Raw genomic sequence first — 13344 nt, 5'->3', positions numbered from 1 at the left:
AATTCGATCAATGGTTAAATCAAGCACTTACTAAATAATCTTCCACGCCAACCTTGTTTGTAGGTTGGCGTTTTTATGCAACTTATCAACCTATCTAGGTAACAAATATTATTTATCGAAACGACTTAAATTTATCATTTTACTTGCCTAACTATTAGCCTCATATTCGCGCCGAATAACCCTTAGATTTCATTTAACTTATAGGCGCAAAACAGTGGAAAACACAGTCGTTCCTGCAGCATCACCACGAGTTACAGTTCCAGTCGTCGCACTGTCTCTTTATGCGGTGGCTTCGGGCTATTTAATGAGCTTGATCCCTCTCATGCTCGGTGAATACAACATCTCAGCAGATTACGCGAGTTGGTTGGCGAGTGTGTTTTATGGCGGCTTATTAACCGGAGCTATTTTTATTGAACGTATCGTACGTCAAGTTGGTCACCGTAACGCGTTTATTGGTTGCTTGGCCGTATTTTCGCTAACTATCGTCACACTACCCGTGTTTGCTAACGGATTGATGTGGCTTGCCGCTCGCTTTATTGCGGGGATCGCGGTTGCTGGTGTTTTTGTCATTGTTGAGTCTTGGCTAATGTCTGGAGACGAAGCATCGCGTGCGAAACGTTTGAGCTTGTACATGCTATCGCTTTATGGTGGTTCAGCATTAGGCCAGTTTGGTATTGGCGTGCTTGGCGTAAGTGGCGGCGTTCCGTTTATTGCGATCACGACGTTGATCCTAATGGCGATGCTGGTGCTAATGTTCATTGAGTGTGAGCAGCCAAACAGCCATGAATCAACCGCTTTATCATTTAAGCAAATTGCCAAACTAAACCATGCAGCAATTATTGGTTGTGTTGTTTCAGGTTTGACCTTAGGCGCGATCTACGGATTAATGCCAGTTGAGTTAACTAACCGTAAAATTAGCCATCAAGACATTGGTACATTGATGGCGCTAGTGATTCTAGGTGGCATGCTAGTTCAACCAATGGTGACCGCGTTAAACAAATACATGAGCCGCACAGTGCTAATGGCGTTTTTCTGTATTTTGGGTATTTTTTCGATCGGTATGACGTTTATTTCCTCGTCAGCCGTGGTATTGGCTGCTGCATTATTCTTTTTAGGTGCAGCTACTTTTGCTTTGTACCCGATTGCAATCAACTTAGGTTGCGAAGGTCTTGATGAACGCTTTATTGTCTCTGCGACACAAGTCATGCTGTTTAGCTACAGCATCGGCTCTGTTGCTGGTCCTGTTGTCGCTGATAAATTCATGGGCCAAGAACACGGCTTGCTAGGCTACTTGTTTGCCGCTTTGGTTGCGACTGGCGTATACATGCTACTTGCTGCGAGCAAAACCAAGCAGCGTATGGCCGCTGGCCTCTAACCACGCCGCTTCTACTCAACGAAAACGAGGGCATGTCGCCCTCGTTTTTTTATTCTTCGAATTTTTGTTTAGATAAACGCTTGTGACGGTTTGACGCGTTCGCTGCAGGCTTTTCCGGTACCATTCGCTTTTCATGAAGCAAATGACGAACCGCCAAGATGGGATGTTTCAGTAACATTCTGGGGCCAGAGTAACGCATGACCAAACGCATTTGTTCTTTCGGCTCTGGTTTGTAGCAGTGAATCGGACATTTATTACACGTCGGTTTATTCTCTCCATAAGGACAGCGGTCGAGGCGCACTTCTGCGTATTCAAGCAGCTCACGACATTCTGAGCATAAGTCACGTTTTGTTCCATGATGGTCATGACAGTAAACCTCTACCATGGCTTTTACTGTCTTAAATTCAGTGGCGAGTTTGCCAAGTAAAATATCGCTCATGCGCTATCCAAAAATCACAACATCATTGTGTAAAGTTCTAACGTGCGGCCATTATCATATTGCTGCTCAACTCGTTCAAACTCAAAGCCCAGTTTTTTGAGCAAACTTATACTACGAATATTGTCATTATTGGTGATGGCAACCAAATTATCGAGTTTCATTTCCTCTCTAGCGTATTCCAGCACTGCGGTTGCAGACTCCGTTCCGTAGCCGAAGCCATAAGCGGAAGGTAAAAATCCATATCCGAGATCATAGTGTTGTAATGTGTCACGTTTAACCAACCCACAAATCCCGATGGGTTGCCCATCTTCTTTCTTCTCTACAACGAGTAAACTCACGCCTTTAATTTGTTGCATGCGTAGCATGTTTTCTTTTATGTAACGCGCCGCTTCATATCCGGTACGAATTTGTTTGTCTCCGACAAAACGGTAGAAGTCTGGGTGGTTATAAAGTTCTAGTATAAATGGTGCATCATCTACACTCACAAGACGCAGTATCAAACGTTCGGTGTACAGTGTTTTCATTTGGGCTCCATTAAAACGCGATAGATGATTGGACATAGGAACGTACTTGAATTTTGCGACCGATACCGGCGCTTATTTAGTTGTAACTTGATAAAAAAGTAACTATCCTGCCTCGCTAAATTAAAGGACCACCACCATGAACCGCAAGAAGAAAATCAATCAGATCTTGAAAGCGAAGCAGAAGAAGCATAACGCTAAGCTACATAAGAGCAATAAGCCGCGTTATATCTCCAAAGCTGAACGCGCGAAAATGGAAGCTGAAGAACAAAACCAAACTTCAGAACACACGGAAAACGTTGTAGACACAGCGCAGACAGATCAAGCCTAAAAGAAAAGCCGCTTCAAGCGGCTTTTTTGATATTCGGAGAGAGTTAGCTTTAGTATTCGACACTGTAGTTCAGTGTGAATGTGCGACCTCTTCCTTTGTAGTCGTACGCTGCTGCATCGTAGTGTGCTGCATAAAGAATCTGCGCACGTTGTCCCCAAGCGGTTGTGTAGTCTTCGTCAAATAGGTTTTGAATACCAAAACCTAACTGCCCGATAGGTAGTGTTACGTTACCAAGAAGATCAAACGTAGTGTATCCATCTAGTTTATTGTTTGCGTCATCTTCGTAATCAAACATCGTCTGGCTTTGTAAACGTACTGAATAGCCATCCTGATAGTAAGCCGCCCACGCGTTCGCTTTTGATGTACTTGCTTTACCCGCGCTTAGATCTTCCCACTTACCGTTGGTTTTAAGCTCAGAAACCACATAGTGACCTGATGCACCTAACAAAATATCACGGTTTACCCAGTAGTTAATGTTTGCTTCGGCACCGTATACACGTTGCTCGTCATCAACATTGGTGATTAGGAGCGTCTTCTTGTCATACTTGATTGAGTTATCCGAAACCGAGTAGTAACCCGCCGCTTGCAGTGCGACAGTATCCGTATCTAATCGGTAACCAATTTCATAGCTGTCCGTTTTGATGCCCGACATTTTTGAGTCAGATACATTAATGCTATTGTTCAACGCGTAGTGACCATTTGCATCCGCGGCATCGTAGCTACCTTGGCCGTAGTACTTTGCAGGATCAGCGAGTTCGAAACCTTGAGAGAAGTTCGCCCAAAGCTGAGATTCATCGTTAAGCTGATAAATGGTGCCCAAATTAAATAAGCTCACAGAGTAGTCAGTGCTGCCACCTGGTACCGCATCCGCTGATACACCATTACCCGATGCGATCTTCTTTTGTATACTATAGGCAACAAAATCATCAATCTTATTGTCCATGTATTGGTAGCGGTAGCCTGCTTGTACTGACCAATCTTGATTGATTTGGTAATCCCCTTGGACAAACATTGCGTAAGACGCCACATCAACATCTGGGTAACGCCCCACTTCGGCATAGGTTCGATTAATTAAGTTCCCAGAGCTGTTCGCAATGGTTGGATCGAACAGAGCCTGGTTACTTTCAAAACGGTCTAAGTACGCATCGACACCATAAACAAGTTTGAATGACTCCCAGCTTTTAGCTAACGCTAAGCGCCCAGCAAAAACTTCTGTTTTTTGTTGAGAGGCACTTTGGTAATAAGGAGTAAAGGTTTGGTCTTCACTACGGTAAGATAACTCGCCTATCAGTTGATGACCGAATACGCTGTCGTGAGCGTAGTTCGCACTTAAGAGAACTCGCTCTGTACCATGTTCACGGTCGGAATCGAACCCCTCTCGTACATCTACAAATTTATTGTTAACAATGTACAAACCGTATGGCGAATCTTGCTGGCTGTCATAGTATTGTGCGACAAGGTTTAACTTGCTGGCATCGGAGATTTGAATCTCGGTCGATCCCATAACATCGAGCGTTGAATTATACTGCAAAGAGCCCTGTGAAATGTCTGGGGTGACAATGTCGCCATTTGCGTCAAATGCACCTTGTGTCTCGGTGTACACAACCGAACCTCTAGCGGTAATTCGCTCATTACCACCCGAGATAGACTGAGCGAGTTTGTAATCAAAGTCATCGCTGCTATTAAAACCTGTAGTGCCACTCATGTAGGATTCAAACGACAAGTCATCCGAGTACGCTTTCTTGGTGATAATGTTAATAACACCACCAGTAGCGCCTGCCCCATAAATGGAGGTTGCACCAGATAGTACTTCAATTCGCTCGATGTTGAATGGGTCTATTGCGTCTAACTGACGACTAATCGGGCGAGAAGACTGTAACGAGACACCATCAATCATTACCAACATTGCTCTACCGCGAAGGTTCTGACCATAGTTAGTTCGACCACCGGTGCCGACGTCTAAAGAAGGGATGGTCGCAGAAAGAATATCACCCAGTGTCTTGCCCGCACGATATTGCTGAGCAATCTCTTCTTGGCCAACAAACCAAACCGTTCCTGGAATATCGGAGATCGATTTCGGCATCACACTGCCTACAACAACCAATTGCTCATCGCTCGGAGTCGATGTTTGTTGAAGATTTTCTGCTGCTATTGAGCTAACTGCGTATCCACTGCTCATCGCAAGTACGATGAGATTGAAAGAAAACGTCCTTTTCATCATTGTATTTATCTTTTTGTTGTCAACAAGAGCATGCAATGATACTTATTCTCACTCTCAAATCGAGCACTGTTACACAAGTTAAATAAATGTTAATTAAGAACCTTCTTGCTCATAAGATGTCGATTTTCCTCTAAACGAGGACAATCTGCACAAAGCTTTCTGCCTTCACACTTATAGACTAAACAACAACTTTTTCTTACTAACTTTAGCGGCTGATCAGATTCCGTCTCATGAAGTGAGCGGCTATTATCAACATCCAAACCCATTGCGCTTAGCCACAAGACCGCATGCTCCTGAAGTATCGAGTTAGTCATTTGCGGAAAGCGCTGTTGGAGACGAATTAAACAAGCCATGATTCCGTCCGACATCAATTGATGGGTGAAGCCAGGACGAATGCGTGTCCATTGACTCATCTCTTGTTGATAGAAGTCGAACAGTTCTCGGATTTGACGCCCCGCCTCTTTTATCAACGCTTCTGGCTCGCCATGTATATGCGCTTCGTCGGCGAATCGGTACCCAGAAACAAAACAAGGTTTGAGGTGCTGCGCTATCTCGCGAATGTTTGGCAACGTGTGGTAACCGTAAATAGAGATGAATGCGACATAAACTGGCTGCCAACAAAGTAAATCCCACGTTCTTGTCAACCAATATGCTTTTCCCGCTTCCGGATGAGCCTCCGAGATTTGCTGGTAAAGGCCTTGGATGATCGGGTTGATATCATTCTCGATATGGATAGCTTCTTGCCCTATCTCGCCGATATCACCGTGTAGGTAAGGTGTAATCTCACTCGAAGTTTGAAACAGTTGCGGGAAAAATTGCTCAGACATGATGGCTTATTGTTGGTGTAGTCATTCTGACACCTTTATACCCAAGCACCAATCGCAATGCAAACTATTATCCTTTGCGTTTTCATAACAAAGAAGCAGTCTTAGGGTTAGTTATGAATGTATTTCCGAGTTCTGTGAAGCTGTAAGGTCTGGTTACGTATGCGATGAATAGCAACAAACTCTTAAACCTCTTCGCATTTAACGCTCACATGATCGCAAAAATACACAGCATAAAAACACCCTGATAAAACTGTGTTAACAGTTTCCCGGTGTAGCGTGAGTTATTGCCAATAATTGAATATTGCTGTTTCTTATCCAGCGGATTGTGAACAACATGAAGTATTTTCTTTCTGAATATCGAGACAATACAAAGAGGTAATTTGGCTATGTAGCCCTCTGTTTTGAATAAGGAAATCCACATGTTGTATCTTGAGTTTCTATTTTTGCTCGTGATGCTGTATATCGGCTCACGTTATGGTGGTATCGGCCTTGGGGTCGTATCCGGAATTGGCTTGGTGATTGAAGTATTCATCTTTAAGATGCCGCCAACCTCTCCTCCTGTCACCGTTATGTTGATCATTTTAGCGGTGGTAACATGTGCTTCCATTCTTGAAGCCGCTGGCGGTTTGAAATACATGCTGCAAGTTGCCGAGCGTGTGCTTCGTAAGAACCCAAAACGCGTCACCCTTATTGCTCCGTTCGTGACTTACTTTATGACCTTCCTACTTGGTACAGGTCACGCGGTTTACTCTATCATGCCAATCATTGGCGACGTTGCGCTTAAAAACGGCATTCGTCCAGAGCGTCCTATGGCTGCCGCTTCTGTCGCGTCTCAAATCGCAATCACAGCCTCGCCAATTTCAGCGGCCGTAGTTTACTACTTGGCGCAAATCTCTGATATTCAACACGAGATCACTCTGCTCTCAATTTTGCTCGTTACTGTGCCTGCAACCTTATTCGGTACGTTGTTGATGTCACTTTACAGCCTAAAGCGTGGTAAAGAGCTAGACGACGATGAAGAATACCAAGAGCGTTTGAAAGATCCTGTGTGGAGAGAAAAAATCCTCAACACAACTGCAACGTCTCTTGATGAAGTACTACCAACAAGTGCTCGTAACTCTGTATTGCTGTTCATTGCATCGATCTTGGTTATCGTCGTTATCGCGATGTGGCCAGACATTCGTACCATCGTAGATGGCTCGAAGCCAATCAGCATGGCCGTTGTGATTCAAATGATGATGCTCTGCTTCGGCGGTATCATTTTGCTTGCGACCAAAACTGACCCGCGCGACGTACCAAATGGCGTGGTATTTAAATCTGGTATGGTGGCGGCGATTGCTATCTTCGGTATTGCATGGATGTCAGATACCTACTTCCAGTACGCTATGCCTCAATTTAAATCTGGCATCGTAGAGATGGTAACCAACTACCCTTGGACATTCGCGCTTGCGTTATTCATTGTGTCGGTTGTGGTGAACTCTCAAGCTGCAACGGCTCGCATGATGCTACCTGTTGGTCTCGGCTTAGGTTTGGAACCTGCGCTGCTTATCGGCTTGATGCCAGCGGTATACGGCTACTTCTTTATTCCCAACTACCCTTCAGATATCGCGACTGTGAACTTCGATACCTCGGGCACAACTAAGATTGGTAAGTGGTACTTCAACCACTCATTCATGTCTGTGGGCTTAATCGGCGTGATTGGTGCGTGTTGCTTGGGTTACTTGCTAGGGCAAATGATCATTCCTTCGTAACTAGCCAAATCAACGATAAATTAGAGGCGAGTCATTGTACATTTTCGTACAGCCTGAGTGACTCGCCTTTCTTTATTGCACTATTAACTACAGCAAGAAATCGTCATCAATCGCTACAAAATTGTCGGCACAATCAATCAGAGTTTGAGATGTAAGTTTAGGTACACCATAAACGGTCACCGTTTTATTGAAGCGCTGCTGAATTCTCTCTACTAGCAGACTAAAGTCTCCATCTCCCGAAACTAGAATCACTTCCTCAACTTCGGGAGCAATTTCAATTGCATCGAGAGTAATACCCACATCCCAATCGCCTTTCGAGCTGCCATCACGACGCTGGATGTAGGGTTTAAGCATCACCTCAAATCCAACACCACGAAGAATATGGTGGAACTGACGTTGCTTGGGATCATTGCTCGCGATGGCATAAGCACGAGCACTTACCACCTCTTTCCCTTGTGTGGCGACATACCAAAACTGGTTGTAATCAAAATTGCTTCGATACGCTTCGCGACAGGTGTAATACACATTCTGTACATCAACCAAAATGGCGATTTTTTGTTTGCTTTCCGAACTCATCTATTTCTACGCTCAATTTATTTGCTGCCTACCCTATGCCAGTTTTGGAAAAAGCACAATGAGCCAATTCCACTAAACTTAACGTATAAAAAGTTATTTGGGTTTCTAGGGGAACTGTCATGGGCGGAAAGTTACTAGTGATACTGCTTTCTTGTATCTTGTCATCGACAGCATTTGGTTATCCAGCGCACTCCAAATACTGGCCACATAGAAGTGTGCTCTACTTTGCGCCAGAAAATGATGAATACGTCAAACAATTCTTGCTAGAAACACTTATGAATGAGTGTGAGTTGGAAGACAGAGATGTCGTCACACTGGTCATTACAGAACAAGGTTATACTTTTCCTGCTTGGCTTAAAGAAGAGTTCGACCTAAAAATGCTAGCTCGTCTTTATGCGGTCGAAAAAGGTTCTCATACTGCTATTTTGCTTGGTAAAGATGGTCTAGAAAAGCACCGTTGGGGCGCAGAAACAGACTGGCCGTTTATCAACAACCTCATTGATCAAATGCCTATGCGTAAGCAAGAAATGCAGAGGCAACAAAGCCCCTGTAAAATATAGTCACTTCTGGGCAGTATTACTTTGCGAACCAATCCAATTTGTTGTGCAGCTGAGTAACGCTACCAACCACAATCAATGCTGGGCTCACAGCTTGCTCTGCCATGCTCGATAACTCGTTCAACTTTCCTTGGAACACGCGCTGCTCCGGGCGCGTACCGTTTTCAATAATGGCGCATGACATCTCAGGATCTAAGCCGTGAATGATCAGCTTATCCATAATGTGGCCGCTTTGCTTCAAACCCATGTAGAACACAAGCGTGTTGTTGGATTGCGCCAGTGAATGCCACTCAATCTCACGACCATCTTTTTGTACGTGACCAGTGATGAATTGAACGCTTTGCGCATGGTCGCGGTGTGTTAATGGAATACCAGCATAAGCCGTTGCACCCGCTGCTGCTGTGATACCCGGAACCACTTCGTATTTGATACCAAATTCCGCTAGTTCTTCTAACTCTTCACCGCCACGGCCAAAGATAAATGAGTCACCGCCCTTCAGACGCACAACACGCTTACCTTCTTGTGCTTTCTGCACCAAGATTTGGTTGATTTGATCTTGAGGCACACAGTGAAAGTCTAATTTTTTACCTACGTAGATCATCTCTGCTGATGCATGAGCCAATTCTAGAATGTCTTTCGACACCAAACGGTCGTATACAACAACTTCAGCCGCTTGAATGGCTTTTAAGCCTTTTACTGTGAGCAAATCAGGATCACCTGGACCTGCACCAACAAGAGAAACAAAGCCGCTGTTTAAAGATGAGTGAGCAGTAGTCATATCAACGCCTATCGAAAAATTTAGATATAAAGAGTAACACTCGCGTTATGCACTTAGGGCTAAAACCACTCTAAGGAGTTATTACTTTTTATAGCTAAATCAATAAAATATGTCGCGAAAGTGAAAGTTAAAAATTGAAATCTAGTTAGAGAATAGTCCCGCCCATCCAGAAGCGGGACCATATTAAGCGAATTACCCGTTAATGGTTATTTAGCCATTGCAGGTTGCGCTTTTACTTCTTCTTCAGCATTGATAGAAGGCGCAGTTTTAGCGTGAGTTAGGTACAGTGGAATACAAGTCATTACTAGACCACCAACAATGTTACCTAGGATGGTTGGGATAAGGTTGAAGTTCAACCAAGTCGCGATACCAAAATCCGCACCTAGAATCATACCTAGTGGGAATAGGAACATGTTTACTACTGTGTGCTCGAATACTAGAGCGAAGAAGATGAAGATTGGGAACCACATCATTGCTACGCGACCAGATACTGAACGTGCTGTCATGTTGCCGATAACGCCTAGACATACCATTAGGTTACAGAAGATGCCGCGTACGAAACATGTGATCCATCCGTCCATACCCATGTTTTCAAAACCAAGGCTACGCGCGGTAGAAACAGCCACAAATTTCTTCGCTACTGCATTCAGTTCTAGAGAGAAGTTACCTGTTAGTGAGATAGCCACTAGGTAAGCAACGATCAGAGAACCGATAAGGTTACCCAAGCCTACAAGACCCCAACAACGGAAGATACGACCCCAAGTGATGCCCGGACGGTTAGCAAACTTAGCCAGAGGCGCTAGACCAAAAACACCGGTCACTAGGTCATACCCCATCACACTTAGAATTACGAAACCAACGGGGAAAACAAGTGCTCCTACAAGGCCGATACCCGTTTGTACAATCGCGGTAATAGCAACCACCACCGCAAGCGAAAGAATAACGCCAGCCATCGTACCGCGAAGCAGAAGATCTCGCGTGCTTGTATTGGTTTTCGCTTCACCAACATTGATCATGGTTTGCACGAATTCTGCAGGCTTAAAATCAGTAGACATGAATGTGTCCTTATCCAAAATTGAAAGTTAAAAAGTTAAAAAGTTAAAGATTGAATAGAGAAAGGCTTCCCGTTGACACCTGAACGCTGTCTACAACACCTCGCTTCCCTGTTCCCCTGAGATGATGCTTGGAAAGCCTTTGTCTATTAAATCTAGGTTTCAGTTCATTCCCTCCCCCTAAGAGGAGGGAATGAAAACCAAGCTTACGCAGAGATTTCTACTTCGCCGTTGGTTACACGCGTTTTGTACGCTTTCACGCTAAAACGTTCGTCTTCCATGCACGCACCTGTTGTCAGGTTAAAGCGCTGCTTCTTAAGTGGGCTTGCCACCCAAAGCTCGCCTTGGTGCTCACAGATCAAACCGCGAGAAAGCACGTTTGATTGGAAGAACGGGTCTGTGTTGCTGATCGCCAGCACTTCTTCTGCTTGTGTTGGGCGAAATACCGCAACTTGCTGACCATTAACCAAAGCACAAACGCCAGTGCCCGGTACGATGTCGCTGATTTGGCAAATCTTTTCAAATGACATAATCAAACTTCCCTTATGCTTCAGTGATCGCTACGTGTAGGATGTCGCCTTTCGCTTCAGGGTGTTTTTCCGTGAAGGTTGCTGGGCGGTGCTGTTCGCGCTCTTGTACAAACACGACGTTTTCATCGCGCTTGTCAGAGTTGATGAAGTGCGCGAAACGAGTCAGTTGTGATTCGTCGTTGATGGTCGCAGTCCACTCACACTCGTACTCGTCTACAAGCTTCGCTACGTCAGCTTCTAGTTGAGCGTTGATGCCAAGCTTGTCGTTAACAATCACTTCGCGTAGGTAGTCAACGCCACCTTCCATGTTTTCCATCCAAACTGATGTGCGTTGTAGTGGCGCAGCAGTACGGATGTAGAACATCATGAAGCGGTCGATGTACTTAATCAGCGTTTCTTTATCTAGGTCACTTGCAAGTAGGTCTGCGTGACGAGGTTTCATACCGCCGTTACCACATACGTACATGTTCCAACCTGCGTCAGTCGCGATGATGCCAAGGTCTTTACCTTGTGCTTCCGCACACTCACGAGTACAGCCAGAAACACCGAACTTCATCTTATGAGGTGTACGAATGCCTTTGTAACGGTTCTCGATGTAAGAACCTAGACCAACAGAGTCTTGAACACCGTAACGACACCAAGTAGAGCCCACACATGTTTTCGCCATACGAAGTGCTTTTGCGTACGCTTGACCTGTTTCGAAGCCAGCATCGATAAGCTTGCGCCAGATCTCTGGAAGATCGTCTTTTTGAGCACCAAACAGACCAATACGTTGAGCGCCGGTTACTTTGGTGTATAGGTTGTATTCCGCAGCAACGTTCGCTAGCGCACCCAGTGCTTGAGGTGTTACTTCACCACCCGCCATACGTGGGATAACAGAGTAAGTTCCGTCTTTTTGGATGTTACCTAGGAAGTTATCGTTCGTGTCGTGCAGCTTAACCAGTTGTGGCTTAAGAATGTGCTCACCCCAGCAAGAAGCCAAGATAGAACCAGCCAGTGGTTTACAAACTTCACAGCCGTAACCTTTGCCGTATTTCTCTAGAAGCTCATCAAACGTTTTGATCTCTTCAATGCGGATTAGGTGGAACAACTCTTGGCGTGAGTATGCAAAGTGCTCACACACGTCGTTCTTCACTTCGATACCCGATTTAGCAAGCTCAGCATTTAGAACAGACGTCACTAAAGGAATACAACCACCACAGCCTGTACCTGCGCCAGTCACTGCTTTGATGTCGCCCAATGTGTGGTGACCATCAGCAACCGCTTGTGCGATCTTGCCTTTTGTCACGTCGAAACATGAACAAATCACTGCGCTTTCTGGTAGAGCGTCTGCACCTAGTGCTGGTTTCTCAGCGCCTGCGTGTGCAGGAAGGATCAACGCATCTGGGTGCTCTGGTAGGTCGATTTCGTTCAACATAAGTTGAAGCAGATCGCCGTAGTCAGAGGTGTCACCAACCATAACCGCGCCAAGCAGTTTCTTGTTGTCTTCAGAAACGATAAGACGTTTGTAAACTTCTTGCTCTTCGTTTTGGTAAACGTAACTCTTACAGCCTTCAGTACGGCCGTTTGCGTCACCGATAGAGCCTACTTTCACGCCCAAAAGCTTCAGCTTCGCAGACATGTCAGCGCCTTCGAATTTGCTTTCTGTGTTACCTAGTAGGTGATCAACAGCAACTGTCGCCATCTTGTAGCCAGGAGCAACAAGGCCGTAGAACATTTCGTTCCAAGACGCACATTCACCAATCGCGTAGATGTTCTCATCAGAAGTCTGACAATGGTCGTTGATAGCAACGCCGCCACGAGGTGCCACTTCTAGCTCCATTTGGCGTGCTAGTTTGTCTTGTGGACGAATACCTGCAGAGAATACGATGAAGTCTGTTTCTAGCTCTGAACCGTCAGCAAAACGCATAACGTTGCGTGCGTTTGTGCCTTCTGCCGCAATCTCAAGCGTGTTTTTGCTGGTGTGAACGTTCACACCCATACGCTCGATCTTTTGACGAAGTTGGTTACCACCAGCAAGGTCAAGTTGCTCAGCCATTAGCTTTGGTGCGAACTCAACAACGTGTGTTTCTACACCTAGTGCTTTCAATGCGCCCGCAGCTTCAAGACCTAGCAGACCACCACCGACAACAACGCCTGATTTGCTCTTCTTCGCACACGCTTCGATCGCTTTAAGATCTTCGATAGTACGGTAAACAAAACAGTCTTTGCTTTCGTGACCTTTGATAGGTGGAACAAATGGGAATGAGCCAGTAGCAAGAATCAGCTTGTCGTATTGAACTTCGCGACCAGTGCTTGAGTAAACAATGCGGTTTTCACGGTTGATGTTAATCGCGCGTTCGCCGATCAGCATGTTAATACCGTGTTTCTCGTAGAAGCCTTCTTT

At 45.2% G+C, this 13344-nt stretch carries 13 protein-coding genes; 4 read left to right on the top strand and 9 right to left on the bottom strand.

Annotated features, from left to right (window positions below; genetic code table 11):
• Positions 1 to 214 precede the first annotated feature (214 nt).
• Positions 215 to 1375: an MFS transporter gene (locus IQR33_RS19330; RefSeq protein ID WP_033907039.1), complete on the top strand. Its 1161-nt coding sequence runs from the start codon at positions 215 to 217 to the stop codon at positions 1373 to 1375.
• A 49-nt stretch (positions 1376 to 1424) separates the two neighbouring features.
• Here the strand turns inward: IQR33_RS19330 and IQR33_RS19325 are convergent, their stop codons facing one another.
• Complete coding sequence (locus tag IQR33_RS19325) at positions 1425 to 1814, bottom strand: nitrous oxide-stimulated promoter family protein (RefSeq protein WP_054575964.1); 390 nt, start codon at positions 1812 to 1814, stop codon at positions 1425 to 1427.
• A 14-nt stretch (positions 1815 to 1828) separates the two neighbouring features.
• The gene (locus IQR33_RS19320; RefSeq protein ID WP_193837701.1) at positions 1829 to 2338 is read right to left on the bottom strand and encodes a GNAT family N-acetyltransferase; all 510 of its coding nucleotides are present in this window, start codon (positions 2336 to 2338) and stop codon (positions 1829 to 1831) included.
• A gap of 136 nt (positions 2339 to 2474) precedes the next feature.
• On the opposite strand from IQR33_RS19320, the gene IQR33_RS19315 reads away from it, so the two are divergent.
• A complete protein-coding gene (locus tag IQR33_RS19315; RefSeq protein ID WP_042520968.1) occupies positions 2475 to 2666 on the top strand; it encodes a DUF2986 domain-containing protein in 192 nt (63 codons plus the stop codon).
• Between the two features lie 49 nt (positions 2667 to 2715).
• Here IQR33_RS19315 and IQR33_RS19310 read toward each other — a convergent pair whose 3' ends face one another.
• Complete coding sequence (locus tag IQR33_RS19310) at positions 2716 to 4887, bottom strand: TonB-dependent receptor (RefSeq protein ID WP_193837702.1); 2172 nt, start codon at positions 4885 to 4887, stop codon at positions 2716 to 2718.
• Positions 4888 to 4976: 89 nt separating this feature from the next.
• Entirely contained in the window at positions 4977 to 5714 is a 738-nt protein-coding gene (locus tag IQR33_RS19305) for a siderophore ferric iron reductase (protein ID WP_193837703.1), read from the bottom strand.
• A gap of 419 nt (positions 5715 to 6133) precedes the next feature.
• Between IQR33_RS19305 and IQR33_RS19300 the strand changes: the two genes are divergently transcribed.
• Entirely contained in the window at positions 6134 to 7465 is a 1332-nt protein-coding gene (locus IQR33_RS19300) for an anaerobic C4-dicarboxylate transporter (RefSeq protein ID WP_182038305.1), read from the top strand.
• 87 nt (positions 7466 to 7552) lie between these two features.
• Here the strand turns inward: IQR33_RS19300 and IQR33_RS19295 are convergent, their stop codons facing one another.
• Positions 7553 to 8041 (bottom strand): NYN domain-containing protein, encoded by a 489-nt coding sequence (locus tag IQR33_RS19295; protein WP_005387978.1) that lies wholly within the window; start codon positions 8039 to 8041, stop codon positions 7553 to 7555.
• Positions 8042 to 8160: 119 nt separating this feature from the next.
• Here IQR33_RS19295 and IQR33_RS19290 point away from each other — a divergent pair, with 119 nt between their 5' ends.
• Positions 8161 to 8601: a DUF4174 domain-containing protein gene (locus IQR33_RS19290; protein ID WP_017820187.1), complete on the top strand. Its 441-nt coding sequence runs from the start codon at positions 8161 to 8163 to the stop codon at positions 8599 to 8601.
• A 16-nt stretch (positions 8602 to 8617) separates the two neighbouring features.
• Here IQR33_RS19290 and cobA read toward each other — a convergent pair whose 3' ends face one another.
• From cobA to nirB, 4 genes are all read right to left on the bottom strand, one after another.
• The gene (gene cobA / locus IQR33_RS19285) at positions 8618 to 9376 is read right to left on the bottom strand and encodes a uroporphyrinogen-III C-methyltransferase (protein WP_136976402.1); all 759 of its coding nucleotides are present in this window, start codon (positions 9374 to 9376) and stop codon (positions 8618 to 8620) included.
• Positions 9377 to 9582: 206 nt separating this feature from the next.
• Positions 9583 to 10431: a formate/nitrite transporter family protein gene (locus IQR33_RS19280; RefSeq protein ID WP_005387971.1), complete on the bottom strand. Its 849-nt coding sequence runs from the start codon at positions 10429 to 10431 to the stop codon at positions 9583 to 9585.
• Between the two features lie 203 nt (positions 10432 to 10634).
• Positions 10635 to 10958, bottom strand: coding sequence for a nitrite reductase small subunit NirD (nirD, locus tag IQR33_RS19275; RefSeq protein ID WP_054575426.1), 324 nt, complete (start codon positions 10956 to 10958; stop codon positions 10635 to 10637).
• Positions 10959 to 10971: 13 nt separating this feature from the next.
• Positions 10972 to 13344: nitrite reductase large subunit NirB (nirB, locus tag IQR33_RS19270; RefSeq protein ID WP_193843941.1), on the bottom strand; the 2373-nt coding region annotated here is incomplete at its 5' end.

Source organism: Vibrio sp. OPT46 (assembly GCF_015163535.1).
Taxonomy (GTDB): domain Bacteria; phylum Pseudomonadota; class Gammaproteobacteria; order Enterobacterales; family Vibrionaceae; genus Vibrio; species Vibrio alginolyticus.
The sequence above is the reverse complement of the archived record's forward strand: the minus strand, read 5'-3'. Positions and strand labels throughout refer to the sequence as shown.